Origin of the sequence: Vibrio mytili, assembly GCF_049563345.1 — a bacterium.
Classification (GTDB): Bacteria; Pseudomonadota; Gammaproteobacteria; order Enterobacterales; family Vibrionaceae; genus Vibrio; species Vibrio mytili.
In genome coordinates, this window is record NZ_CP110482.1 from 694305 (window position 1) to 719910 (window position 25606).

General features: G+C 42.5%; 23 protein-coding genes and 1 pseudogene. 4 read left to right on the plus strand and 20 right to left on the minus strand.

The window, feature by feature from the left end:
- Nucleotides 1-92: 92 nt before the first annotated feature.
- Nucleotides 93-335: pseudogene (locus ONE56_RS16770) on the plus strand (phage protein); the annotation flags it as partial.
- Nucleotides 336-642: 307 nt separating this feature from the next.
- Here the strand turns inward: ONE56_RS16770 and ONE56_RS16775 are convergent.
- From ONE56_RS16775 to ONE56_RS16825, 11 genes are all read right to left on the minus strand, one after another.
- The gene (locus tag ONE56_RS16775; RefSeq protein ID WP_423841138.1) at nt 643-1035 is read right to left on the minus strand and encodes an HIRAN domain-containing protein; all 393 of its coding nucleotides are present in this window, start codon (nt 1033-1035) and stop codon (nt 643-645) included.
- Between the two features lie 607 nt (nt 1036-1642).
- On the minus strand, nt 1643-2032 hold the full coding sequence (locus tag ONE56_RS16780; RefSeq protein WP_041154503.1) for a universal stress protein: 390 nt from the start codon (nt 2030-2032) through the stop codon (nt 1643-1645).
- Between the two features lie 796 nt (nt 2033-2828).
- Nucleotides 2829-2987 (minus strand): YoaH family protein, encoded by a 159-nt coding sequence (locus tag ONE56_RS16785; protein ID WP_423841139.1) that lies wholly within the window; start codon nt 2985-2987, stop codon nt 2829-2831.
- 60 nt (nt 2988-3047) lie between these two features.
- Entirely contained in the window at nt 3048-4169 is a 1122-nt protein-coding gene (locus tag ONE56_RS16790; protein ID WP_423841140.1) for a conjugal transfer protein TraF, read from the minus strand.
- Between the two features lie 103 nt (nt 4170-4272).
- Nucleotides 4273-5154 carry a DUF2861 family protein gene (locus tag ONE56_RS16795; protein WP_084735598.1) on the minus strand — a complete coding sequence of 294 codons (882 nt, stop codon included), beginning with the start codon at nt 5152-5154 and terminating at the stop codon, nt 4273-4275.
- A gap of 6 nt (nt 5155-5160) precedes the next feature.
- Entirely contained in the window at nt 5161-5823 is a 663-nt protein-coding gene (gene vxrB / locus ONE56_RS16800) for a response regulator transcription factor VxrB (protein WP_041154500.1), read from the minus strand.
- Nucleotides 5798-7219: a sensor histidine kinase VxrA gene (gene vxrA / locus ONE56_RS16805; protein WP_331438965.1), complete on the minus strand. Its 1422-nt coding sequence runs from the start codon at nt 7217-7219 to the stop codon at nt 5798-5800. The genes vxrB and vxrA overlap by 26 nt, the downstream gene beginning before the upstream one ends.
- A 259-nt stretch (nt 7220-7478) precedes the next feature.
- Entirely contained in the window at nt 7479-8855 is a 1377-nt protein-coding gene (gene pntB, locus ONE56_RS16810; RefSeq protein WP_423840515.1) for a Re/Si-specific NAD(P)(+) transhydrogenase subunit beta, read from the minus strand.
- A 9-nt stretch (nt 8856-8864) separates the two neighbouring features.
- Nucleotides 8865-10421: a Re/Si-specific NAD(P)(+) transhydrogenase subunit alpha gene (locus tag ONE56_RS16815; RefSeq protein ID WP_423840516.1), complete on the minus strand. Its 1557-nt coding sequence runs from the start codon at nt 10419-10421 to the stop codon at nt 8865-8867.
- A gap of 467 nt (nt 10422-10888) precedes the next feature.
- Entirely contained in the window at nt 10889-11170 is a 282-nt protein-coding gene (locus ONE56_RS16820) for an HlyU family transcriptional regulator (protein ID WP_041154498.1), read from the minus strand.
- Nucleotides 11171-11231: 61 nt separating this feature from the next.
- On the minus strand, nt 11232-11615 hold the full coding sequence (locus tag ONE56_RS16825) for a late competence development ComFB family protein (protein ID WP_041154497.1): 384 nt from the start codon (nt 11613-11615) through the stop codon (nt 11232-11234).
- 402 nt (nt 11616-12017) lie between these two features.
- Between ONE56_RS16825 and ONE56_RS16830 the strand changes: the two genes are divergently transcribed.
- A complete protein-coding gene (locus ONE56_RS16830; RefSeq protein ID WP_423840517.1) occupies nt 12018-13262 on the plus strand; it encodes a GGDEF domain-containing protein in 1245 nt (414 codons plus the stop codon).
- A gap of 10 nt (nt 13263-13272) precedes the next feature.
- On the opposite strand, the gene ONE56_RS16835 is transcribed toward ONE56_RS16830, so the two are convergent.
- The gene (locus ONE56_RS16835; protein WP_052481484.1) at nt 13273-14265 is read right to left on the minus strand and encodes a Solitary outer membrane autotransporter beta-barrel domain; all 993 of its coding nucleotides are present in this window, start codon (nt 14263-14265) and stop codon (nt 13273-13275) included.
- 532 nt (nt 14266-14797) lie between these two features.
- Here ONE56_RS16835 and ONE56_RS16840 point away from each other — a divergent pair.
- Nucleotides 14798-15235: a DUF3069 domain-containing protein gene (locus ONE56_RS16840; RefSeq protein WP_041154495.1), complete on the plus strand. Its 438-nt coding sequence runs from the start codon at nt 14798-14800 to the stop codon at nt 15233-15235.
- Nucleotides 15236-15306: 71 nt separating this feature from the next.
- On the opposite strand, the gene modC is transcribed toward ONE56_RS16840, so the two are convergent.
- The 8 genes from modC to nrdD form a co-directional block, all read right to left on the minus strand.
- Nucleotides 15307-16413, minus strand: coding sequence for a molybdenum ABC transporter ATP-binding protein ModC (gene modC, locus ONE56_RS16845; RefSeq protein WP_423840518.1), 1107 nt, complete (start codon nt 16411-16413; stop codon nt 15307-15309).
- The gene (modB, locus tag ONE56_RS16850; protein WP_423840519.1) at nt 16413-17099 is read right to left on the minus strand and encodes a molybdate ABC transporter permease subunit; all 687 of its coding nucleotides are present in this window, start codon (nt 17097-17099) and stop codon (nt 16413-16415) included. Before modB ends, modC begins: the two co-directional genes overlap by 1 nt.
- Before the next feature lie 12 nt (nt 17100-17111).
- On the minus strand, nt 17112-17864 hold the full coding sequence (gene modA / locus ONE56_RS16855; RefSeq protein ID WP_331438950.1) for a molybdate ABC transporter substrate-binding protein: 753 nt from the start codon (nt 17862-17864) through the stop codon (nt 17112-17114).
- Nucleotides 17865-17924: 60 nt separating this feature from the next.
- Entirely contained in the window at nt 17925-19388 is a 1464-nt protein-coding gene (locus ONE56_RS16860) for a cobyric acid synthase (RefSeq protein WP_423840520.1), read from the minus strand.
- Between the two features lie 206 nt (nt 19389-19594).
- Nucleotides 19595-20293 (minus strand): ATP-dependent zinc protease, encoded by a 699-nt coding sequence (locus tag ONE56_RS16865; RefSeq protein WP_423840521.1) that lies wholly within the window; start codon nt 20291-20293, stop codon nt 19595-19597.
- A 12-nt stretch (nt 20294-20305) separates the two neighbouring features.
- Nucleotides 20306-21493, minus strand: coding sequence for an amino acid aminotransferase (locus tag ONE56_RS16870; protein ID WP_041154490.1), 1188 nt, complete (start codon nt 21491-21493; stop codon nt 20306-20308).
- A gap of 209 nt (nt 21494-21702) precedes the next feature.
- Nucleotides 21703-22173 carry an anaerobic ribonucleoside-triphosphate reductase-activating protein gene (gene nrdG / locus ONE56_RS16875; RefSeq protein WP_041154489.1) on the minus strand — a complete coding sequence of 157 codons (471 nt, stop codon included), beginning with the start codon at nt 22171-22173 and terminating at the stop codon, nt 21703-21705.
- 80 nt (nt 22174-22253) lie between these two features.
- On the minus strand, nt 22254-24374 hold the full coding sequence (gene nrdD / locus ONE56_RS16880) for an anaerobic ribonucleoside-triphosphate reductase (protein ID WP_041154488.1): 2121 nt from the start codon (nt 24372-24374) through the stop codon (nt 22254-22256).
- Between the two features lie 307 nt (nt 24375-24681).
- On the opposite strand from nrdD, the gene ONE56_RS16885 reads away from it, so the two are divergent.
- Nucleotides 24682-25548: an endonuclease/exonuclease/phosphatase family protein gene (locus ONE56_RS16885; RefSeq protein WP_423840522.1), complete on the plus strand. Its 867-nt coding sequence runs from the start codon at nt 24682-24684 to the stop codon at nt 25546-25548.
- The last annotated feature ends 58 nt before the right edge of the window (nt 25549-25606 follow it).

A 25606-nucleotide genomic window follows, 5' to 3' on the forward strand; every position in this document is an offset into this window, starting at 1 on the left:
CCTCATTCTTATGTGAACTTATTTAAGGGACATTGGGATGCTGGTAACTATGAGTGACAAAGACCTTTCACGTTACAAAGTGATCAATGATTGATATTCGTTGGTCTGGATTTCGAATCTGTGAGGAACGCGAGATACTCATTACACCGTCCGGTCGTGAGTTCAGCCCCAAGGAATTGGAAAGTTTCGTGTTCTGGCGTGATGAGCATCGCCAGTTTGTAGAAATGTACGGGCACTTTGACTATCCCAAGGTTTACCCCGCTAAAGAAAATGCATTACCGTTTCGTGGCGGACGCTGGATGAAAGCCGCTGAGTGGATTCCTTCTAGAAGTCGGAAAAATAGTGTTCCCATGTTTTACAGACTGGGATTCTATAAGTTATTACCTATCACTAGATATATCGATTACAACCATACTTATCGCATCTTTAGATTGTTTAAAAATAATACGTGGTTTTCCGTCCTCAGTGATGTTGATTTTTTTCTCACTAATGTCCGCAAACAAAAAGCAATCACTTCGAATGTTTTCGTCGTCTTCAGTATAAAAAACGACACTTAAGTCAGGCTCGTATTGCGCTAATTTATCTTGTAACTCTTTTACTGTAGTCATACTCATTAACACTTTAGTGATTTAAAAGTGAATATTATTCTGATTGGAATGAAGAGTAATTCGCTTTAGTTCCTAAAAGGTCGATAGAAAAACTAATCCCACCTCTATCACCAAACCAAGCCCTCTTGGGTCTAGGAATAAGCTCTAGAAGAAGAGATTTATCGCAAATTTGCTTTGCTATGTTTTTGGGTATATAGCCAATGTGAAATGAACTTGAGAAAAACCAACCCTTTTTAATCGCTATGACCTTGATGGCATTGGAGTCATACGGATTAGTTGGCTCTGGCTCTAATACAAACTTTACAGTCTTAGCTCTCATCACGTGAATTATTTCATTTTTTTTGTGGTGCGCTCCTGCAATATCTATGGCTTTAAAGTAAATTCGATATCCTTTAGGTATAGCCACCTTATATTGTTTAGCTTCCAAAATACTTCACTCCATCTCTATTGTAGTTGATGATTTAATTGCCTATGGTTATCTGTGCATAAAAAATAACTATGGGTACGACAACGCCCCCCCAAATCCATTGCCAATAACGTAAATAAAACTCTACAATTACTCTAGCCCATTCAGCCGTCCAATGGCGCTCAGTATAAACATGAAAAGTATTTGAATCGTTGAGAGTCTTAAGCGTTCCCTTGTACCAATTTTTTATTTTATCAATCATATAACTTTGCTTATGGAACAAATTACAATGCTTTTAGCTTAGTAGATTTTACATAAAAAAGCCGAAACCCATCGCTAGTAAGGTTCGGCTTTGTTCTGGCTTCGATTTTGGAAAGAAAATGTCAATTTGACGGTGAAGCCCGTCGAGGTCAATCGACACGCTCACGGTATCGGCTCCCTACTCGCTGTGTAAATCGTCATTAATGGCGTTTCGACGCTGTTCGCAGTTATTAGCGTCATGTTTCATCGTTTCTTTGGCGGTGCAAAGCGGAGAATAATGTTACTTACTGGTCTACATCGATGATGTCACTGACCATCCCATGAAACTCATATTTAAAGCCAAACAACAACATTCGGCTTCCACCTATTAATCAGCAAGATATACGATCAAAAGATCGGCTTCAACAGCGTTGGCGACTTTGGGAATTGATGAAAATATGCGGCTCAACAAGCTATGGTGATGGCCACAAACGACCAGATCTATTTCTTGTTCCTTAACTAGACCAGACAGTTTCATATGCAGATCCCCTATTACGATTTGGCAATCAGAAACCGGATAATCAGCTTGGTCAGCTAGTAATTGCAGTCTTTGGGATAGTTTTTGTTCGACTTCATGCTCGAGAACGACGCTATCAACATCCACATAGACAAATGAGAGTTTACAGTTTGAGTCTTTTGCTTGAGCAATCGCTTTATTAATGACAACTTGACTGGCTTCGGATAAATCAACCGCGACTAATATATGCTTGTAGCTCATTACATGTCTCCAATTCGTTTTCAGATACTTCCCACAAATAAGTCTAGTCTACCGAGAACAATTACGTTGATTTTCAAGTAAAAAAGTTGCTTTAACTCTGGCATTTTCCTGCCTAACGCTTCGATACGAAGCCTCAAAATGTGTATTCATCCCTCACGAACGTCACACTGTCACTTGTGGAATTACCAATGACCAGTACGTTTTGGTGGTAATGGGTAACGCTAGCTCAATGAAAACTACCACCTTAATGCACCGCAAATTTCTGACCACTTGCTAAAAGCGTCAAGTCTGAATCGACTGGCGACTATTTGGGCTATCTCATTAGTCATGTCTAACTGTACTTCTTAGTTGTATGCCAGCACTTACTGTCTTTGAAGCCTAGTAATTTAGCTAGGTTATAATCTAAAAACAAATGTGACACTGTATCTTTTGTCAAAATGCAGCATATTACACTGCCTGAAATTCACATTAAAACTCACCCTGTAATTTAATTACATGTAAAAGTGTATGCAGGAAACTTTCAGCATTAAAATCCAAATTAACACATTGTAAATAAAGAGATTTTTCCGGTTTAGGGTCTGTTGTCGCTTAATTTATGGCTAGGCAATTTAAGAGCAAAAACTATATTAGTAAAATTTTACCAAAAGGGTTGCGATAAAAACTATCGTCGCTCCCCAACCAAAACCATAATGATTGTGACGGGGTAACGAATTTAAGTTAACAAGTTTGGCGTGGCTGGAGATTTTGTGGAGGGCATAAAAAAAGCAGGTGTCCCCTGCTCTTTGAATCGGTTGTTTTAATTATCTTGTTGTTTAGCAGCGTACTCAGCACGAATTTTCTCAGCCACAGTTTTGATGGCTTCTGCGGTACTCGTTCCTTTCGCCATCAACTCTTGAATTTGCTCTACGGCTTGTTGTTGCTCTTGATGTGATAGAGGCGGTAAATCGTCAAACATAAAAAAGCTCCTCTGAATGAGGAGCTGACTATAACGATTCACTTAATATGTAGCAAGGAATTAGTAGGTAGCAAGGAAATTAATGGAAGCGCCCATCGCGTTTTCATTCGTATATCGCGCTGCAATATCAAGCTCGATCAAGTTGAGCGGTGATAACCCAATACCTGCGGTAATGGTGCCATCATCATCACTACGCGATAGGTTTTTCATGTAACCAGCTCGCAGTGCCATTTGCCTTAAGATGTCCAGTTCAACCCCTGCTCTCAGCATCTGGGTGTTGTCATCAAAATCAGAGAAGCGTTTTTCTTCATTTAAGTCGTAATCAACACTCATCGTAAAGTAATCAGCTACGATACCTGCACCTACGGTGTAGACTGGTCTCATACTGTATTTATAAGATTGGATATTGTTGGTGTTGTATTGAAACGCTTTTGTTTCTACGTCTCTGCCGATCAAGTTTTTGGCTGAAATACCAAGTCTGTATTGACCAAAAAACCAAAGGGCACCGGCATCAAGGTTAAACATTGTTTCTGCGGTTTCATTCTCTCTGAGGTCTTTCGTATCAAAATTGCTAAGACTCGTTGCGTAAGAATAGGTGTATATGCGCTGAAGTTTAGGTGTAATACCAAACGATAAATGTTGGTTCAGATAATTGGTATATTTGGCTAATGATACCCCAGCCTCCGCGACACCAATACTCACACCTTGAACATAGCTGTCATTGCGCGGGTCCATACCCGTTGTGTTTATCGTTGGTTGTACAAATGATTCGGTATATAGTTTTCCATACGCAGTTGCAGACAAAAACTTGTTTGGGATACCAATTGCGATCACGCCCCCAAGATTAAAGTCCGCTTTCTTGTTATTAATCTCATTTAACGAATTTATAATTTCCGTGCTATCCGTCAGTTTGCTGATACGGTCTATTTCATCAATGAGATCGTACTGGTCGTCGTAATTGAAACCAAAACTTGGAACTATCATTCCTGCGTCATCATTGCGACGATAAATCGCGGTTAGCGCAGGGTTAAAGAAAGGGGCAGTAAGATATGATGCTGACACCGTACCTACACCACCCATCGCATCACTGCGAGCTTCAATTGCGTAGGTCGCGGCACATGCAACGTTGGTAATAAGGGCTGCTGTAACCGAGGTGGCAATAACTTTAAATGGAATGTTCATAGTACACTTGCAATGTTGTTCGTCCTAAGACTTATATCGGCACAAACGTACTTTCTTTAGCTATTTATAGTTCTTTTCCTTGAGTTATTTATCACTTCTTTCACTATTCATCTTGAGAGAAATCATAAGTACGGCTAATTGTCTGAGCTTGCTCAACAATAATATCTCCCTGCCAACGTCGACTATTGATACTTACCGCAAGAACGTAACGGTCGTTTGGAACATCGGCGAGTTCAAGCGAACTTGGATAGTTAGACTCGTAGGTTTTTTTCCAAATCTGTTCATATTGCCCTTCTATGTAATCGTAGAGCCCGACTTCCAATTGAGGTAAAGGACAGTGAGGATTTCTGAGCGCGCTTTTTTCTACTTTCCAGTCTTCTTTCGATGTCCACCTTACATATTGGGCTGAATTAGAGTCACCTAAAATAACCCATGTTGCGTAGGTTTTTTTGTTTTTGGCTGTAATAGATAAATGATACAAGCCCGCTTCAAGACGGCCTGTTAAATTGTAACGTTTTAAATAGCTTCGTTCGTTTGCGATCTCGGCACTTTCAGTGTGTGGTTCCACATTTAATGAACTGTCTGCTGAGATTGTGTCGTCGACCCAACGATGAAACGTGATATCTTCGATATCTGTTGTTGCTCTTAGTCTCACCACTAAACGAAACGTATCACGACCTGGGCTTTGAATCGTTTGACGAATAACGTTGATGCCACTAATCCAGTCAGGCAAAGTCACATCTGTTAGCGCTTTGCCACAATCTTTTGAAAGAGATTGTGCTAACAGTTTATTCAAATGTGGAGTAAGGTTTTTTGTCGGTTCGCTTTGCCATAATTCAACTAACGAATTAAACATACCAGCAAGATCATCTTCTAATAAATGCTGATGTGCTTGTGTGAGCGGCGTGTTAGTTTGAAACCAGTCCTCTGCAAGGACTGGTTTTACTAGTGCTAGTGACAGAGCAACAGAAATAAGTGCTTTCATTATGCTCTAAGCTTTCATCTTGTATCCAACACCACGCAATGTTTCTATCTCAAGCCCTGGTAGTTTTTGGCGAAGTTGGAGCACATGTGTATCGACTGTGCGGGTGGTTGGGAAGTGATTATAACCCCATACGTGATCAAGTAATTCATCACGTGTGAATACTCGTCCAAGGTTTGATGCCAAAAACAGCAGCAAATCAAACTCTGTACGTGTTAACGTAATAAATTCATCTTTATATTTTACTTCACGCGTCGCACGGTCAATTTCCAAGTCTTTTGTTAGTACTTTATCGGTACTTTCCTGTTCAGAGGCGTCAGGAGCACGCAATTGAGCTCGAATACGGGCAAACAGTTCCGCTTCAGCGAAAGGTTTAGTCAAATAATCGTTCGCCCCAGAATCCAATCCCGCAACTTTATCTTTTACTGTTACTAGCGCTGTTAACAAGATAACAGGTACATCTTTAATTTTTTTCCATTCTGCAAGGCTTTGAACAGAATCACCATCTGGCAGTTGGCGATCTAGAATCACTAAGTCCGCTTTTTTCCATTGCGGTTCAACGTCTGCAATACGCTCGACATGTAAACACTCATATCCTGCTTGTTCCAGGCTCACTAACAGGCCATCAGCCAAGTTTTTATCGTCCTCAACGAGAAGCAGTGTCTGTTTCACAAGGTATCTCCAATATAAAGGTTGTCGGTGGTCCCATCAGGGAAAGTTTGCCGCCCATGCGCCCCACCATAGATTCAACAATGGTTAATCCAAGTCCCAATCCGCTTTTACTTACGAATGGTTTTCTCAAGTTTGCCCAATCTTTAGACGTCAGGTTGCCAGAATCTCGGACTTGGAAGATGATTTTTCCTACACTGGTTTGTATGTTCAACTCAACTGGTGGTTCACCATATTTCAGTGCATTTCGAAGTAAGTTGTCAATACATGTACCGAGCCAGTACACATTAACTTTAGCAGCCACATCTTCATTTATGTTGAGGTGGACTTCATTTTCGAATTCTTCTTCAATTTTATATTCTAACCATTCTGCAACCGATGGTACCCAGTCTGTTGCAAGCATTTGGTTATCAGATTGCAAATAATCCTTGCTTGCCTCCGCAAGTTGACGTAACCGTCTTGTATCTTCGCATAATCTTCTAAATTCGTCATACACACTTTCAGGTAAATGCTCAAACTCTCGACGAAACCCTTCAACGGTCATTGAAAGTGAAGCGATCGGAGTTCTTAGTTCATGAGTTAATATCTGCAAAACGAGCATGCGGCTGCGTAATTCTTCACGTTTGCTATTCCAACGATACACCGCCCAACCAATAACTAATAAGATGTTCGCTATTACCAGTATGATCATGCTGATACGTAGAATTTGTGAGTGATCTTCTACGTCCCAACAAATGTTGCCGCGCTTTACAAAACAACTCTGACTTTGTGCTGCTAGCGTATATGAGAGCCCTGCTGTTTCGACATTTTTATGCCAAATATCTTTTGAAAAAACAAAGTAACGATCACCACGACGTAACCAGATTTCGTCCTCTTCAATAAACATGCTCGCTCCAGCGATTAGCGCGTTAATCGCATCATCTGTCATGTTTTGTAAACTAGCGAGAAGCTCGTCTCCATCGACGTTATCACGCTCTTTGATGTGCATATATTGAGAGAGTTTAGACTTAAGATCCGGATATTTTGCAACATAACGAGCCGCGTAAGTGCCACCGCCGGGGTGGATCAATCCACTACGAGAAAACCAACGTGAGGTCAGTTGGGTTCCTTTACAAATTGCACGTGTAAACACTAAAGGCTCAGTAATCAAGGGGCTGAGTGGCAGTTTTCCCCGACATGTTAGTGCAAGACTGTACAGCTGTTGAATATCTTTCAGTGGGTAGTCTGATGTTTGTGGCAGCAGCGAGTCCGGTGCAAGCAACTTTGTAGGGTAATTTGATTGCAGAATGCGAATATCGTACGACTTAAGAGCCGATTCATAATTAAATAGCTCAGTAAACGTATCTATTCTTTCTGGTAGCGAATCGGCAAACGCAGTTGCTGAAAAAAGCGACAGCATCGATGCGAAAGCAAGCAAAATCTGTTTAATCAAACTCTTACCGTTACTTGTGATATTAAATGAGACTATACCTCATTCAACAAACAAATAACATCCGTCCGTTTTAGGATTTGCATTACTATTACATTGATGATTTCGAAACGATGAGCATGCACTGAGAGCAAAACCCGCAATACTAACAAACGCAATACAAACGTGAAGGGATTACAAAAAAGGCCAGCGATTGGCTGACCTTTTATAATTTTAAATCAAAAGCTTATTACAACGCTTTATAGATGCTCTCGACACTTTCTTTCGCGTCGCCAAATAGCATTGAGGTGTTTTCTTTAAAGAACAATGGGTTCTGAACGCCAGCATATCCCGTATTCATTGAGCGCTTGAATACAATAACATTTTTCGCGTTCCAAACTTCCAATACAGGCATACCTGCAATTGGGCTGTTTGGATCTTCAAGTGCCGCTGGGTTTACGGTGTCGTTTGCACCGATAACAAGAACCGTGTCGGTTTCTGAGAAATCATCGTTGATCTCATCCATTTCCAAAACGATGTCATAAGGCACTTTTGCTTCCGCGAGCAATACATTCATATGGCCAGGCAAGCGCCCTGCTACTGGGTGGATACCAAAGCGAACTTCGATACCTTGAGCACGGAGTGCATCAGTGATTTCATGGACTGGGTATTGTGCTTGCGCTACTGCCATACCGTATCCTGGAGTGATTATCACCGATTTAGAGTTCTTCAGCATTTCTGCCACTTCTTCCGCCGTAGTTTCACGGTGCTCACCCTGCTCTTCATCACTTGAAATCACCACTTCTTGACCAAAGCCACCGGCAATAACACTAATGAACGAACGGTTCATTGCTTTACACATGATGTAAGACAGAATGGCACCTGAAGAACCCACCAACGCACCTGTTATGATCAGCAGATCGTTTGCGAGCATGAAACCTGCCGCTGCTGCCGCCCAACCAGAGTACGAGTTAAGCATCGAAACAACTACTGGCATATCCGCACCACCGATGGATGCCACGAGGTGGTAGCCGAATACGAATGCAATCAACGTCATTACAATCAGAGCGAACATGCTGCCGTCTGCTTTTACGAAATAAATCATTAGAAGCGTAGAAACAACAATCGCTGCCAGGTTCATTTTGTGTTTATGAGGAAGGTTAAGCGGAGAGGATGAAATCACGCCACGCAGTTTTCCAAATGCAACGATAGAGCCCGTGAAGGTTACAGCACCGATAAACACACCAAGGAAAACTTCCACAAGGTGAATAACGTGCTCGGCATGAGTCGCAGCTTGAGGAGCATCTAGATAGCTATTGTAACCAACCAGAACCGCAGCCAGACCAACAAAACTGTGTAGAATGGCAACCAGTTCAGGCATCTCGGTCATTTCTACTTTCTTAGCGTAGAAAATACCGATCGCACCACCGACCGCCATCGCAACAATGATCCAGCCAAAGCCTTGAGCATCCGGGCTAAAGATCGTCGCGATCAGCGCGATCGCCATACCCGCGATACCGTAGTAGTTACCATTACGCGCAGACTCTTGTTTAGAAAGTCCCTTTAAACTCATGATGAAAAATAATGCAGCTACAATGTAAGCTGCTTGTACTAATCCTGCAGACATCGTAACCCCTTATTTATCTTTACGGAACATTTCAAGCATACGCTTGGTGACGGTGAAACCACCGAAGATGTTGATACTCGCAATCAACACAGCGATAAAAGACAGGAATGAAACCACACCATTACCTTGCCCTATTTGTAATAATGCGCCCACAACAATAATTCCTGAGATGGCGTTAGTAACCGACATCAACGGTGTATGCAGAGCATGGGTTACGTTCCAAACGACATAGTAACCAACGACACAAGCTAGAACGAATACCGTAAAGTGGGTCAGGAATGCTGCAGGTGCCACAGATGCAATCCAAGCAAAAGCACCAACACCGATGACCAAAGCTGCAAGCTTTTTGGTTGGCGAAGTCGGCTCTTCAACTTTTGGCTCTTTTTTAGGCGCAGGCTCTTGTTTAGCCTGAGGTTGAGCAGACACTTGAATTGGTGGTGCAGGCCAAGTGATTTCACCTTCTTTCACGACGGTAACGCCACGTAAAACCACATCTTCAAAGTCAATATTGATGTTGCCATCTTTCTCTTTGCATAGAAGTTTTAGAAGGTTAACAAGGTTTGTTGCATAGAGTTGAGAAGATTGAGTTGGCAAACGACCGACCATGTCAGTGTAGCCGACGATTTTCACACCATTTTTAGTTGTAATAACTTGATCTTTCACGGTGTATTCACAGTTACCACCGTTAGCAGCAGCCAAGTCAACAATCACACTGCCCGCTTTCATGCTGTCGACCATTTCTTTGGTGATCAATGTCGGAGCTGGTTTACCTGGGATCAATGCTGTTGTCACAATGATATCAACGTCTTTTGCTTGCTCAGCATAAAGCTCAGCCGCTTTCTTGTTGAAATCATCTGACATTTCTTTCGCGTAACCATCACCTGAGCCTGAGTCTTCTTGGAAATCCACTGTTAGGAATTCTGCCCCCATCGACTCAACTTGCTCTTTTACTTCCGGACGTACGTCAAATGCACGAACGATTGCACCTAAACTGCCCGCAGCGCCAATTGCCGCTAGACCAGCAACACCAGCGCCAGCGACAAGTACTTTAGCTGGTGGAACTTTACCAGCAGCGGTAATTTGGCCGGTAAAGAAACGCCCGAATTCGTGAGCCGCTTCCACTACAGCACGGTAACCTGCGATATTGGCCATCGAAGACAGTGCATCCAATGCTTGAGCACGTGAAATTCGTGGGACAGAATCCATTGCAAGTACGTTAATATTTTTGCTTGAAAGCTGCTTCATCAACTCTTCATTTTGCGCTGGCCAGATAAAACTAATTAGCGTCGCGCCATCTTGTAGCAATGCAATTTCGTCAATGCCCTTCTTTTCATCCACGTGTGGTGCATTTACTTTCAGGATCAGGCCTGATAACCAGACTTCTTCACTAGAAACGACCTTCGCACCTGCTGCTTCATAAGCGGCATCATCGAAACTCGCTAGCACCCCAGCGTGAGTTTCGATGGCGACATCGAAACCCAACTTAATCAACTGCTCAACCGATTTTGGTGATGCAGCCACTCGCGTTTCTCCCGCAAGTATCTCTCTAGGTACACCTATTTGCAAAACGCATACTCCTTGTATACATATCTATAATTAGTCCCAAATAAGCGTAAAGCGTAAACCCTTGACGCTCACTCTTCTATTTTTATCTGGTCAACACTCAAGGTGAGTGAAAACATCTGTCGACGGCGCTTGGGACCACCTACTTAACATTGACACCTTTGACATACCGTGCCTCTTGTTATTCTGTTTTAATCTAACGAGCACTTCGAACACAAGTTTTTTGTCATATAAATACTAACTTTCATTACTTATAACGTTAGGTAATGAAAATGACGCTATTTGCCCCTCGAAAGCTTTACCTTGAGAAAAAAACAGCACATAGGCTCCATGCTCGAGGTCCAACCAGTGGCCATTAATCACTTCATTAACAGTCAGTTAAGCCAAGAGTCTTTAAAAATAGTAAAAGCCATCAGCATATACACTAATGGCTCTAATTTAGATGATTCGAATCAAATTGTCGTGATTTGTTAATCAAAGATTTTGTCGCCCATTTGGTCAATGAACATTTGCGATTTTTTGAGCATCAATTCGTTAGCGTCTTGTTCTGAGCCAAGTACGTCAGAACGAATAAAGCGGTGTGACTTTACTTCACCATCGATCTCTTTTTCAATGCGGCCAGCAATACGATATTGGCCGCCCTCAGCAATGCTTTCCTGATAAATGAGAAAACCATTATATTCTACGGGATCAACCGTTTTTACTTCAGCAGTATTTTGACTGCCGCCAAACAAGCGCGAAAAAAAGCCCACAGTTCCTCCTAAGGTTTGCCTAAGTTCAAATCGCCATCCCAAGACAGTAATGTTGCCGACATTAGCCTGCAGTTGAGTTATGTTTCGTGATATTTAAGATTGGCTTCTCAAACCATTCCAATTGGCTGTCTCCATCATAACGGGTATGAGAAAGAATAACAGGCACATCACGGTTACGGTCTTGACGTCTGTCATCTTGTATCATAACTGCGGCGTTTTCTACTGCTATTTCAGCACTTTGCTTAAATTGAGAGAGTTTTTCTTCGGGAAGCGATGATAAAAAGTCGATGTCATGACGAATGTATACCGGCTTTAGTTGGATCAAAGCTAAACAAGCAATATCGGCCAGTTGTTCATGGTCAAACTGAACGATGTACTTGTCTAAGTTCAACACTTGACCGACCAAGGTTTCCATATAATTGTGTACTTCAGAGCTGATGTGCATTGCAGATTATCCCCATAATACTGTTGTATGGCTAACGCGACTCCGACAGACATGATTCAGAGCGATACCAAACCTGAAACTCGGAAGCGTTCGCTAGACCGAACGTTCTGAGTTAACTTGAATATAATTATAGCAACTAGTTGCTATTAACAACTCCTTGATTGCTCTTAATTTAATCAATCTATGTGTTTTTATTGGGATACAGACTAAAAAGCTTGGGTTAATGACAAGTTACACTTATTCTTGAGTGTCGTTGACGCCTTGTGTGCTGTTAACGCTTAAACGATTGTTGACTCACTAATATTTCGTACTCTGCAATGTAGCACTCTACACTAACAATATGAGCAACAAGCTGAATAACATTCATAGACATAATTAACAAGTTACAGGTTACGGATAAACATGTCCCCATCTTTAATGACGTCATCTGGTTTCAAGTTTTTCTTTCCAATAATGCTTTTGGGATTAGTGATCGCCAGTATGAAAAGCATCATACAAATGACGGAGTCAAATTGGGGTATAGCGATCAACTTACCTTACATATTGTTCTGCGGAGCACTTATTCTGTGCTATGCATTTAAGCAAGGGCGAGAGTCAATGGTGTGTTTGGCGATGCTCGTAGCTTATTTTGTCATTCAACACCGGCTTCAGGTACCGCTTCAATCTGGTACAACACTCATCGAACTCAGTATTTTAACGACATTATTGCCTGTATCTTTTCTTGCAGTATTTCTATTCAATAAAGACGGTGGCGATTCAAAATCTTTACTCGTCTACATTTTAATGTTGTCGTTGTTTTTTATCTGGTCGTATATCACGCTGACATTTCATATTGAGGGTGGGTTTCGGGAGTGGACTAGCGGTATCTTATTTATCGAGCCCAGTATATCTAAGCTTCCTCTGATATTAGTTTTATATTGTATTGGCATTGTTTGCTTTCTTGGCATTCTGGTTCTTAAAACCAATCAGATTATTCATGGCATGACGTATTCGGCGATGATACTTGCGTCAGCAACATTCATTTTTTTTGATGTTCAATATATATCAAGCACGATGTTCACTTTAGCCGGTTTACTTATGATCATCTATTCTATGACTGCCAGTCATCAACTGGCATTTACCGACAGCTTAACGCAGCTCCCTAGTCGTCGAGCCCTTGATATTGATCTCAAACACTTAGGAACCAAATACACTATCGCCATGTTGGATGTCGACCATTTCAAGAAGTTCAACGACAAATATGGTCATGATACTGGCGACGATGTCCTTAAAATGGTCGCCTCTCGCCTGAATAAGGTTCATGGTGGTGCAAAGGTATACCGCTTTGGCGGCGAAGAGTTCACCATTATCTACAAGGGAAAATATATTGATGAATGTCATGACTCGTTAGAGGCACTGCGAGAATCGATTGCAAACTATCAAATGGTCCTGCGAAATGACGCTTCTCGACCTGATGATCATAAACAAGGGCAATTGCAACGTGGTAAACAAGACAACCCAAAAAGAAAAACAGTATCGGTGACAGTAAGCTTCGGCGTAGCGGATAGTCACAGTATTTTAGACCCTGAGGAAGTCATTGCTTTAGCGGATGAAGCGCTCTATAAAGCGAAAAAAGCCGGTCGAAACTGTATCAAGTACAATCATTAACCGTTCTGACTCACTGTTGATTAAAAAACAAAGAAATACTCCCTCCTTTGAGTGCACTGCCGTAATTTATAGTCAGACCGATGCCTACGTTATCGATCCAATCACTGTCGAATGGAGGCGTCATCAGCCATCCTAAGCTTGCTTCATAATAATTGGTTGCATTGATTGGCTCACGAGTATCAGCACCTATATCAACCCGGTTTATACTGGCGTAAAGAGTCTGTATGGTATTTTCAAAGTTTGCAAAATCATAAAAGGCTTTAATGCCATTAACCCAATACCACCCTTCCGGTTCACCCAATTCTCCATAGTTCGCGTCCCCCCATGATGTACCATAAAAGTAATGTGGCGAAGACCAGACATACCATCTCCCCCAGTTCTTATCTTGTTGATATTTAAACGTAGCGTTAACTTCACCAACAAGCGCCCAAGCGTCCGTATTAAAATAGACACCTTCAAATAAGTCACGATACTCGTCAAGCGCATCACTTCGGTAGGAATAGTTATTCTTGTAGTAAATTAAGTGGGTACCGATGGCTCCCGACAAGGAAATTCGTTCCGTAATCTGCTGCTCTTGCTCGATTTCAACATAACCTCCATATACTTGCTCTTTATTTTTATCCGGCGTTTTTGTTGGATCGAGAGAGACTTCTTGTTCATTACCAAGTAGGTAAAATCGACCATTGAAGTAATAACTCGCTTGACCATCTTCCAGTTCTGTCAGGTCGATGCTGTACGGTAAAATATAAGCTGTCACTCGTTTTCTAAGATCGATTGAGTCTCTAGAGCCAATATCTTCATTCTCTATATTGAATGCTTCGTTCGGGTCAAAATGATTAAAACCAAGAGTCAATACATCACTATCCGACAGAACAATCGAGCTAGCAAAACTTTGTTCAAACTCTTTTTTCAGTTGCTGCCTGACTGACTCTGCGTTAGTGATAAACGACGGTAGTGACAGCGTAACCAAGGCAAGAATTGATTTAATACATTTATTTTTCATTAAGTTAACTCCTCCTCCCTTACATAGATATATGGAGTCATAAACAGGCTCTAAGTAAGCTCTAAGTAAAAAGAGAAAAGTTGCAATTCACGTCGTTGGTTCATTACGATAATCCATTTCCATCCGTTTACTTGGCGACTAATGAGTGACACCGTCACCTAGGTAAGGATGTGTCCCTACTCTTTAATCATATATCAGGCCTAGCCAGACGCCCGAATAACATCACAGTCAAAATACGAAGCGTGCTTTTCCTGAACGTCGTCAATACCCGATGGGACAATGAAAGTAACGAGGATACGGCTATCAGGAAGTAGCACAAGACTTAGAAATACGCGTGGTTTCATTGGTCTAATGTTACTAAAAATAAAGTCGTAGTATAGATATTTGCTAAGTTTGGTATTACTATGCCCGGCTTTTGTTACCAGCAACACAATGTCACTGTCGCGTTGTATGCATTTAATCCAAACTCGGGTTACTATGATGCGTCGGAAGTACAAGGCAAAGAACGGCCCGATCTAAGAAGAGATACTCTATGTCAGAAGCAATGACCAACGAAAGTAAAAAAATCGATCTTGATACTATTTCTCCAGAATTGCGTAAAGTCATCGAATTTGATGAAGTTCCAGAGCAAATGTTTGAAATGGTCATCTCGATCCACGAAGTGTCTGAAGAAGCGGTCCGCGAATCTTGGGATGAAATGCCAGCAAGCGCACAAAACATTCTGGATAACTTCGAGCAATTTCATGCTCTAGTCTCTGTCGGTCAAGCATTTGCGGGAATTAATGTTATGGAAGAGTTTCCTACGTTAGACCTTCCAGCCAGCATGACAGATGAAGACAAAGAAGAATATCGTGCTCAGTTGCTTGATAATGTCCTTCACAACTGTGTTAAAGATATGGTCAAGCAAATGAAAAAAGCACGTCGTGACCCACTGTTAAAACGTGAATTCAAAGAAGTGTTTTTAAAATAACAGTATTCTTTTAACGTTTTAGAGACGTAAACGCGTAAAAAGGCCACGAATGTGGCCTTTTTGTTTAATTTTTAATGCGGTGCAGACACGATATCGCGCTGCGTTACACTGACGCCTTTGATTTGTGCGAATACTCGATCCCCTACTTTTAAGTCGAGATCATCCAACGCCCAGGGGGTTATCGTCGCCCACAAATAGCACTGCTCATCGAGTTTTAATGACAATGTAATGCTGTGTTTATCTTCGCCAGCTTTAAATTCTTCGATCGATGCAATAGTTGCTGGCAGAACGTTACGAATTGACGACAATACAGGCTGCTCTAAAACGATCGAAACATCATTAGCACGAACCTGCAAGCGAACGGGTGTATCGGGCTCCCCAGCTATCTTCTGCACCCATAAATGGGATTTGGGCGCAAGCCTAACATTCGTTAAGGCGTACTTAGTGTGATGATGAGTGATTCTACCCTCAAACAAACTGCTATGATCTGAAAAAGATTGCCATGGTCTCATCGCATGCGATGCCCAGACTTCTTCAAGTTTACCAGACGTGATAACTCTCCCTCGATCAATAATAGTTAGGTGCTGGGCAAGTCGTAAAATCTCTTGCAAACTGTGTGTTACGTACACAATAGGAATATTAACCTTGCTTGAAAGCTCCTCAAGAAACGGCATTACTTCACGCTTACGTGGCATATCAAGTGACGCCAGCGGCTCATCCATCAGCAAGAGCTGAGGCTTGGAGAGTAAGGCCCTTGCTATCGCTACTCGCTGTTTCTCTCCGCCAGATAATGAATTAGGGTAACGGTTTAACAAAGATTGAATTGATAGTAGTTCGATCACTTTATTAAAGTAGTCGTTGTCTTTTTTCGTTACACCGTAGAGCAAGTTTCCACGCACAGAATAATGTGGGAACAAGCGTGCATCTTGAAACACGTAGCCAATTTTTCTTTGGTAAACCGGTAAATTAATCCCTTTGAGACTATCAAACAAAACATGTTCACCAATAGACACTCTGCCTTGCTTAGGGGTGAGCAGGCCACTGATTATATTGATCAGAGTTGTTTTCCCTGCACCAGAGCGGCCAAATAACGCACTAATTCCGTGACGTGGTAACTCCAGATCAATATCAAAGTCTGTGTCCCCAAGCGTCTGTTTTATATTTATTTTTATACTCATTACTTCGTCCCCAACCGATGTGAGGATTTGCGATTAAGCCACTCCGAGATCATTAATGTCGATAGCGCAAGTACGATAGAAATAATACAAAGACGCGCTGCCTCCATTTCTGCACCGGGCGTTTCAATGAAGTTAAACATGGCTAAAGGGATCGTTTGCGTCTCACCGGGTATGTTTGATACAAAGCTGATTGTTGCACCAAACTCCCCTAAACTGCGGGCAAATGACAACATAGTTCCCGTAATAATACCTGGGATAGTAAGCGGCAATGTTATGGTTAAAAAGACTTTAAGTGGTGAGGCACCCAGTGTCGATGCTGCATGTTCTAATTTAGGATCGACATTATCTAAACTTAAACGAATTGAGCGAACCATGAGTGGAAGCGCGACCACAACGCAAGCCACAACTGCGCCTTTCCAGTTGAAACTGAAGACTAAACCAAGGTGTTCATATAACCAGCGACCTAAAAAGCCCTGACGCCCAAGACTTATAAGGAGTAAATAGCCAATCACAACGGGCGGTAAAACCAAAGGTAGGTGAATCAGACTGTCTAGTATCGATTTACCAAAGAACTCTTTTCGCGATAGTAGCCAAGCGAGGCTCACACCTAACGGAATAAGCCAAAGCACCGCATAAGCACCGACTTTAAGACTTAATATTAGCGCTTGATACTCAAGTTCTGTCACATACTTCCCTTATTATTGAAAACCATACTGTACAAATACTTTGTTGGCTTCTCTCGACTGTAAATATTCTAGAAATTGTCGCGAGTTAGGAGAATCTTTTACGAGTGCAACTGGATAGACAATATCAGTGTGCATTTCGTTGGAAAATTCGCCGACAATTCTAACTTTAGCGCTGAGTAGTGCATCTGTCTTATAGACGACACCGAGTGGCGACTCTCCGCGCTCAACAAATGCCAAAGCGAGTCGAACGTTCTTAGCTGGAGCCACCTTTCTCTTCAGCTTATCCCAGAGACCAAGTGTCGTTAATGACTCTTTGGCATACATCCCTGCGGGAACGGATGCAGGGTTCCCCAAAGACAAACGGCTATCATCTAAAATTGAGTTCCACGCGTTGAGATCTGATATGTCTAAACGTGGAATTTTGGAATCCTTTGGCGCAATGATAACGAGGCTATTTCGCACCAAATCAGTGACACTGTCACCATCAACTTGTTTAGAGTCGACGAGATATTTCATCCATTTCGTATTCGCTGATATAAATACATCGGCAGGTGCGCCATTTATGATTTGTCGCGCAATCGACGAGGAGCCACCATAGACCGGCGTCACAGCAATACCGTACTTATCTTCAAATGCTTGTGCTATGTCATCGATAGCATTGGTCATTGAAGATGCCGCATATACTTTAATATCGGCTGCCGCAGTAGCTGAAAATACAAGCGTTAAAATTGCCATAAGGCAAGCATGTGTTTTCCATGCTTTCATAGTTTGCTCCGTCGCAATGCATTTGTTATTTGTTATTTGTTATTTGTTATTTGTTATTTGTTAAAAGTTATTTTCGCGAAACAGAAAATCAAGGTTTAGATGTTGCTCGATTGCATCTGCAATACGATTAATCCCCTGTTCTTTTTGGGCCGCATAGTCTTGCTGTTTTACTTGGGTGCCGTTTACCCATTCGGTAATTAGATTCAACCCTTCAGTTTCATCGAGAAAACCATGCAAATAGGTACCAAGAATCTGGCCACATTCGCTCAAGGCACCATCATGTTCACCTGAACTAAGCGTAATCGGCTGCTTTTCATAGACATCGGTTCGACCTACGTGAATCTCATAACCTTTCACTTTGGCGTTTTGATCATTGAGATTAAGGACGGCTTCTTCGATGGTGAGTTGCTTACTATTGGTTAATACCGTATGTATATCAAGCAAGCCCAATCCGGTACTTTCTCCTGGCTTACCTTCAACGCCGTCGGGGTCATTAATGGTTTTGCCCAACATCTGATAACCGCCGCAAATACCAATGACTTTTCCTCCGAGGCGTAAATGCCGCAGAATATCCTTGTCCCACCCTTGGCTGCGCAAATAGGCAAGATCGTCTCTGACAGATTTGGTACCAGGTAAAATTACCAAATCTGCTTTATCGATTTTCTCTCCTTGACCAACATATCGGAGGTTGATATCTGGATTCAGTCGCAGCGCATCAAAGTCGGTATGATTACTAATACGAGTTAAGACAGGGACGACAATGTTTAGCTTAACGTCGTTATTCAATTCTTGCTGCGTGGTGATAGCATCTTCTGCTTCTAAATTAAATCCATGGAGATATGGCAACACACCCAAGACCGGTTTACCCGTTTTTTCTTCCAACCAGTCTAAACCAGACTGTAGCAAGCGGATATCACCACGAAATCGATTAATAACAAAGCCTTGTACACGCGCTTGTTCTGACTCAGAGAGCAAGGCTAAAGTTCCGAACAAGTGAGCAAACACGCCACCACGGTCGATATCAGCAACGATGATGACCGGAACATCAGCCGCCTCGGCAAATCCCATATTCGCAATATCGCCCTCACGCAAATTAATCTCCGCGGGACTGCCTGCACCTTCAATCATGATGGATTGATATTCTTGGCTTAAACGAGAAAAAGAGTCTAAGACCGTGTCCATCGCGACCTTTTTATAGTCATGAAACCCTGCCGCGTCCATATCGCTAATTGCTTTGCCTTGTAAGATGATCTGAGCACCGGTATCACTATTTGGCTTAATCAGCACTGGATTCGTGTGCACAGTTGGCTCTATACCGCAGGCTTGAGCCTGTACCGCTTGCGCACGGCCTATCTCACCACCATCTTTTGTGACCGCGCTATTCAACGCCATATTTTGCGGCTTAAATGGCGCAACATGAATCCCTTGTCTTTGTAAGACGCGGCAAAGGCCAGCCACAAGTACACTCTTGCCGGCATCCGATGTGGTGCCTTGAACCATTAAAGATGGGATTGCTGATTTCATGATGTTACGTATGACAAAAAATAAGATGACCAATCATAACGTTATCGTCATACCTATGCCAAGGAGAATAGCTATTGCCAGGAGCTTCAATTCCCCCGCTGAGACGAACACCTTGTGGCGTTTGGCAATACTGAATGATTAGAGAGATAAAAAAATGGCTTCCTATTGGGAAGCCATTAAATGAAAATATCTGTAGCTAGCTTTGATTACTTCTTGCTTGGCTTATTTTGAATGTATTTTTTGGATACATCCACGACGGCAATGTCTCGGAAAAAACTGCGTCCTAACAAAACAGGAAATGTCATATGCCCACGTTCAGCCAGTGTGAATTCTGTTTTTTCTTTGTAATCCCCCACTTGGATATACGCTAAAACCACTGGCCGTTTATCCACGTCGTCTGAAGACGATTGTTTTACCTTAGCCCAACGTGCTACGGGTACTTTGAACTCTTTGCTCGTTTTACCATCAAAGTCGATTTTAAACTGTACCCAATCTTTACCATCACGTTCAAACGGAACAATGTCCGTTGCACTAATAGATGACGTTGTGGCACCAGTGTCTACCCGAGCTTTAAACGTTTGATCAATGTCAGGAATATATACCCATTCTTCAGATCCTAATACCAACATTCCGTCAGGTGTTTTCTGAACCTTCGCTGGCTTTTCCGGTTTCGGTTTCGGCTTTTCCTCTGATTTTTTCTTTGGCTTTGGTTCCGGTTTCGTCTCAGGTTTAACGACTGGCTCAACCTTTGGCGTGACGTCTACTGCCACTTCAGGCTTCTCCGGCACTGGTTCCTTGACTTCTGGAGTCGTAGGTTCAACCGTTTCGGTTGCGGTTTGTGTTGAGGTACAAGCCATCAGAGTACCGCTCAGTACAAGCGGTAGAATCAGTTTCCAGTTGCTCATCTACACTCCGAGTTAAAGTTTAGACACTTTTTTAATTGCATCCGCGACATACGGGATATGGTTCTCGGTCAGTCCTGCGATGTTAATTCGTCCATCACCGACACCGTAAATACCATAATCTTCACGAAGTTGCGTCATTTGGTTTTCACTAAATCCTAGCACAGTAAACATACCTTTGTGGCTTTCAATGAAATTGAATTGATCAGTATTATGGTTATTTCTCAATTCGTTACATAAGCTTTGACGTAGGTTTAATAAACGTTGTTGCATTTCACTGAGCTCTTGCTTCCAGATAGAAGTCAACGCTGTGTCCTGTAGGATCGTTTTGACCAATGCAGCACCGTGATCTGGCGGCATCGTATACGTCGCCCGAGCCAGTGTCAGTAGTTTGCCTTTTGCATTGGCAACATCTTGTGCGTTTTTGCCCACAACAATCGCTGCACCTGTGCGCTCACGGTACAAACCAAAGTTCTTTGAGCATGACGTCGTAATAAGCATCTCATCGACATTATTCGCCATAAAACGCAGACCTTTCGCGTCTTCTTCAAGGCCATCACCGAATCCTTGGTAAGCAATATCAACAAACGGCGTAAACCCATTCTTCTGTGCAAGTTCTGTTATCGCTTGCCAAGCAGAATAATCAATATCGGCACCCGTCGGGTTATGGCAACAACCATGAAGTAACACCACATCTGAAGGTCCAGCTTTTGACAAGTCGTCAAGCATTTTGGCTGTATCCACTTGCTTCGTTTCTGGAGAGAAATAATGATAATACTTGACCGTGAGTCCAGCCGCTTCCATTACTGGTTTATGATTGACATAGCTTGGGTTTGATATCCAAACTGTCGTATCTGGTTGAGCGACTTTCATTAAGTCACCCAACATACGCAGCGCGCCACTCGCACCTGGCGTTTGAATAGCAGCCACACGGCCGATAGCAGACGTACCTGAAAGTAAAAGGTCAACCATGCTTTGGTTAAACTCTTCACACCCCGCCAGGCCAACATAAGCTTTTGTTTTTTGTGTATTTACAACAACATCTTGGGCCATTTGAACGGCTTTCATGATGGGCGTTTCGCCTGCGCTGTTTTTGTATACGCCAATACCAAGGTCTACCTTGTTTGGACGTTCATCGTTACGGTAAGCAACGGATAAAGATAAAATAGGATCTAATACAGGAGTTGGTAGATTAGAAAACATGAAAGTCATAACCCTTTGAAATTCAAGTGTTGAGCCTCAAGGTAACATTTCCACCTAAAATGGCGAAATGATTTTTGATGTAATCGCTTAATTATATACTCAATGTGTACCAATACACTGGCTTTAGTCTACTTTAAGGGCAAAGTCACACTACTTGTGTAGCGTAACTACCGCGATCACTTTTAAGTTTGAGTTTGGAGAAGTTTCGGTTAAAAGGTATTGAATCGATGGATAACTTGGTTGGAGCTACCACGCCATTCCAAATTCAGATCTTTTTTGTCTTGCTCAAACTTACCGTCAATCAGAACGTCAATATACTCGATAATTTCCTTTTGTGGTGCGTTCAGCTCTGCCAAGGTGTACCCCGTCCAAACCCAAATGTCTTTGTTCGGACACTCTTCTCTGACACGTTTTACCAATTTAAGTATCTGAGGCACGTTAGCCGGATGAAGTGGATCACCGCCAGACAAAGATAACCCTCGACGTTTGATTCGAGTATCGTTTAAATCAGCAATGATCTTGTCTTCTGCTTCTTGAGTAAAGAACACGCCTGAATCTAAGCGTTGCGTGGATTGATTGTAGCAGCCACGACATTGATGAACACAACCCGACACAAACAGTGTACAGCGTGTCCCTGGTCCGTTAACGACATCGATTGGATAGTATTGATGATAGTTCATGGTCACATCGCTTGGCTTTTGAGAAAAACGAAAATCAACCCATCATGAGTTGATTTTCGATATATGGATTTATGCTATGTTTAGAGGTGCTTCACTCGGCGTTTAACTTCTTCTTGCTTACCGAAGTTAAACGGACGTGCATCAGGACTGCCAAGGTAACCACATACACGTCGCGTTACCGATACTTTCGTTGAGTCGTGGTTGCCGCAACTTGGGCAAGTGAATCCTTTACTCGTACATTCAAATTCACCGGTGTAGCCACATTCATAACACTCATCGATTGGCGTATTTGTTCCATAATACGGCACGCGTGTGTAGCTGTAGTCCCACACGTTCTCCAGTGCTTCAATATTGCGTTGCATATTCGGAAATTCACCGTAGCAGATAAAACCGCCACTTGAGATTTCAGGGTATGGCATCTCAAAATCGATTTTATCGTATGGGTTAACCGTCTTCTCTACATCAAGGTGAAAGCTGTTCGTGTAGTAACCTTTATCCGTCACGCCTTCGATGATGCCAAACTCTTTCGTATCGATGCGACAGAAACGACTGCATAGGTTTTCACTTGGCGTTGCATACAAGCTAAACCCGTAACCGGTATCCTCTGCCCATTGCTCTATCGCTCGTTTAAGGTGCTTAACGATCTTAACCGCTTTTTCTCGCAGTACAGCATCATCATAAACATGAACTTCATTGCCAAACAGTGCGTTCACCGTCTCATGCACACCAATGTATCCAAGTGATATCGAAGCACGTCCGTTTTTGAAAATCTCAGCGATAGCGTCATCAGCTTTAAGACGAACGCCACATGCGCCTTCCATATATAAGATTGGCGCAACACGGGCCTTGACGTTTTCGAGTCGAGTAATACGCGTTTCCAACGCTCTACGAGCGAGACGTAGTCGATCATCTAACAATTCGTAGAACTTCGCTTCACTGCCTTTCGCGCGAATCGCGATACGAGGAAGATTTAAGCTCACCACGCCAAGGTTGTTACGGCCTTCATGAACCAGTTCACCGTTTTCTTCATATGTCCCTAAGAAGCTGCGACAGCCCATCGGGGTTTTAAATGAGCCTGTAACTTCCACGACTTTGTCGTAGTTAAGAATGTCTGGATACATTCGCTTGGAAGCACACTCCAACGCGAGCTGCTTTATGTCATAATTTGGATCATCAGATTTGTGGTTGAGGCCATCTTTAATACCAAATACCAGCTTTGGAAATACTGCCGTTTTGCGGTTCTTACCCAAGCCAGCGATACGATTCTTCAAAATGGATTGCTGGATAAGGCGAGATGCCCAACTCGTGCCTAGGCCGAAACCAAAAGTAACGAACGGCGTTTGCCCATTCGCAGTGTGTAGCGTGTTTACTTCGTACTCTAGCGACTGAAAAGCGTCATAACATTCTTTTTCTGTACGGGCTTTTGCGAACGCTTCAGGTTCCGCAATATCCCACTCCTTCGCAATCTCGAGGTGCTTTTCATAGCTTGTCATGACATAAGGAGCCAGCACCTCGTCGATACGGTTGATGGTTGTGCCCCCGTATATATGACTGGCAACCTGTGCGATAATTTGTGCAGTGACAGCGGTGGCTGTCGAGATGGATTTTGGCGTATCGATCTCTGCATTGCCCATTTTAAACCCATGAGTAAGCATGCCTTTTAAGTCGATCAGCATACAGTTAAACATTGGGAAAAAGGGGGCGTAGTCCAAATCGTGGTAGTGAATGTCCCCGACTTCATGCGCCTGAACAACATCACGCGGTAAGATGTGTGTCTTCGCGTAATGCTTAGCAACAATACCCGCCAACAAGTCGCGTTGCGTTGGAATTACTTTGCCATCTTTATTCGCATTTTCGTTGATAAGGTCAAGATTGCTTTCTTCAATCAAGCCTTCAATTTCGCGAGTCAGTGCACTTTGCTTTTCACGTGCAATATCTCGATCATGACGATACTCAATGTAGGAACGCGCAAGGGATTTGTATGGTCCTTGCATCAATTCATTCTCGACACGATCCTGAATCTCATGGATGTGAACTTCATCGTGATCTTTAAGCTGTAATTCGACCGCGAGTGCAACGTTAAGTGCGTAGATAGCGACATCTTTGTCTTTGTTTTCTGCTGCAGCTTCGACTGCCGCCTGAATGCGATCCCGATTAAACGGAGCTCTCGAGCCGTCACGCTTGATTACGATTGGTTTCACTTTTTCTCCTTACCCCAACATACTCACAGAGTTATCCACAAACACACTATATGGGGTTGTTTTTTATTCTGATGACACAATATATTGTGGCGTATTTAACGAAAAGCACCAATTGAAAACATTGACCTCGATCAATAAAGATCGGCTGTAGAACAATAAGAAATCGATATTCAAGGGATGATCAAACTTATTAAGAAAACAATGAAAACTCGAAATTTTCATTTAAATAGACTTGCTTTTTTCTCAAGTCTTGTAGAATAAAGGTTGGAAGGGAATACGATAAAATAACGGAGTGAGAGCAACCAAAATGCGATCTTTTTTTGCTATACCATTGTTACTGTTTTGTTCAGCGTCATTTGCTCAAGATTCAGTCAAACTTACCAGCTGGAACATCGAGTGGCTTTCATCCGATGGCGGAAAAATATCCCGAAATCGGGACGATTTTAAAAAACTCCACGACTATGTGGATAACTTCCAAGCTGATGTGTTGGCTTTTCAAGAAGTCGATAGTAAAGACGCAATTCAAAAGGTCGTCGGCAATGACTATGTGATTTATATGTCTGACCGCTCCGCGTCACACAACAAGTCTTTGCAATTCTCAGATACCAACCAATATACTGGTTTTGCGGTCCGCAAAGGGATTAAAGTGTCTGATCCTACCGACTTCGCGATCACGCCAAACAGTAGCAAACTGCGTTTCGCTAGCTACATTGTTATGAATCCCAATACCAAAAATGAAACCCACCTTCTCTCAGTTCACCTTAAAGCCGGGTGCAGCGGCGCATACAAAAACAGCCGAGAATGCAAGACGCTTACAAAGCAGGGACAAGCGTTAGCCAAATGGATGAATGCGCGTGAAGCCAATCAACAACACTATGTGGTGTTAGGGGATTTTAATCATAATTTGGCCTATCAAGGTGATTGGCTGTGGGAAGTAATGACAAACGGCAATCGAGCTCGACTTGCCACACACAAAACACAAGCAGAGTGTAAAGTTCGCTCTAATCGAAATGCCAACAAGACCCATCAGTTCCGCTCTTTGATTGATCACATTGTGGTTAGCTCAAACTTAGACGCAGCTTTGGTTAAACAAACCGTCTTCACATCGCAAGATGTATTAAATTACAAGCTGAGTGATCATTGCCCGATCAATGCTGAAATTAGTATTCATTAACTAACGCTTTGTTATTAACTAACGCTTTGCTAAATGCAGCCTTAGAATTAATGACTAA

Bases quoted from the DNA above. Each gene is read 5' to 3' on its own strand.
- ONE56_RS16860 (WP_423840520.1), bottom strand. From the start codon at position 19,388: ATGAAATCAGCAATCCCATCTTTAATGGTTCAAGGCACCACATCGGAT.
- nrdG (WP_041154489.1), bottom strand. From the start codon at position 22,173: ATGAACTATCATCAATACTATCCAATCGATGTCGTTAACGGACCAGGG.
- ONE56_RS16780 (WP_041154503.1), bottom strand. From the start codon at position 2,032: ATGAGCTACAAGCATATATTAGTCGCGGTTGATTTATCCGAAGCCAGT.
- vxrA (WP_331438965.1), bottom strand. From the start codon at position 7,219: ATGCTGTCGCTTTTTTCAGCAACTGCGTTTGCCGATTCGCTACCAGAA.
- ONE56_RS16785 (WP_423841139.1), bottom strand. From the start codon at position 2,987: ATGTTTGACGATTTACCGCCTCTATCACATCAAGAGCAACAACAAGCC.
- ONE56_RS16790 (WP_423841140.1), bottom strand. From the start codon at position 4,169: ATGAACATTCCATTTAAAGTTATTGCCACCTCGGTTACAGCAGCCCTT.
- pntB (WP_423840515.1), bottom strand. From the start codon at position 8,855: ATGTCTGCAGGATTAGTACAAGCAGCTTACATTGTAGCTGCATTATTT.
- ONE56_RS16825 (WP_041154497.1), bottom strand. From the start codon at position 11,615: ATGCACATCAGCTCTGAAGTACACAATTATATGGAAACCTTGGTCGGT.
- ONE56_RS16795 (WP_084735598.1), bottom strand. From the start codon at position 5,154: ATGAAAGCACTTATTTCTGTTGCTCTGTCACTAGCACTAGTAAAACCA.
- ONE56_RS16835 (WP_052481484.1), bottom strand. From the start codon at position 14,265: ATGAAAAATAAATGTATTAAATCAATTCTTGCCTTGGTTACGCTGTCA.
- modC (WP_423840518.1), bottom strand. From the start codon at position 16,413: ATGAGTATAAAAATAAATATAAAACAGACGCTTGGGGACACAGACTTT.
- modA (WP_331438950.1), bottom strand. From the start codon at position 17,864: ATGAAAGCATGGAAAACACATGCTTGCCTTATGGCAATTTTAACGCTT.
- ONE56_RS16865 (WP_423840521.1), bottom strand. From the start codon at position 20,293: ATGAGCAACTGGAAACTGATTCTACCGCTTGTACTGAGCGGTACTCTG.
- ONE56_RS16830 (WP_423840517.1), top strand. From the start codon at position 12,018: ATGTCCCCATCTTTAATGACGTCATCTGGTTTCAAGTTTTTCTTTCCA.
- ONE56_RS16870 (WP_041154490.1), bottom strand. From the start codon at position 21,493: ATGTTTTCTAATCTACCAACTCCTGTATTAGATCCTATTTTATCTTTA.
- ONE56_RS16885 (WP_423840522.1), top strand. From the start codon at position 24,682: ATGCGATCTTTTTTTGCTATACCATTGTTACTGTTTTGTTCAGCGTCA.
- ONE56_RS16840 (WP_041154495.1), top strand. From the start codon at position 14,798: ATGTCAGAAGCAATGACCAACGAAAGTAAAAAAATCGATCTTGATACT.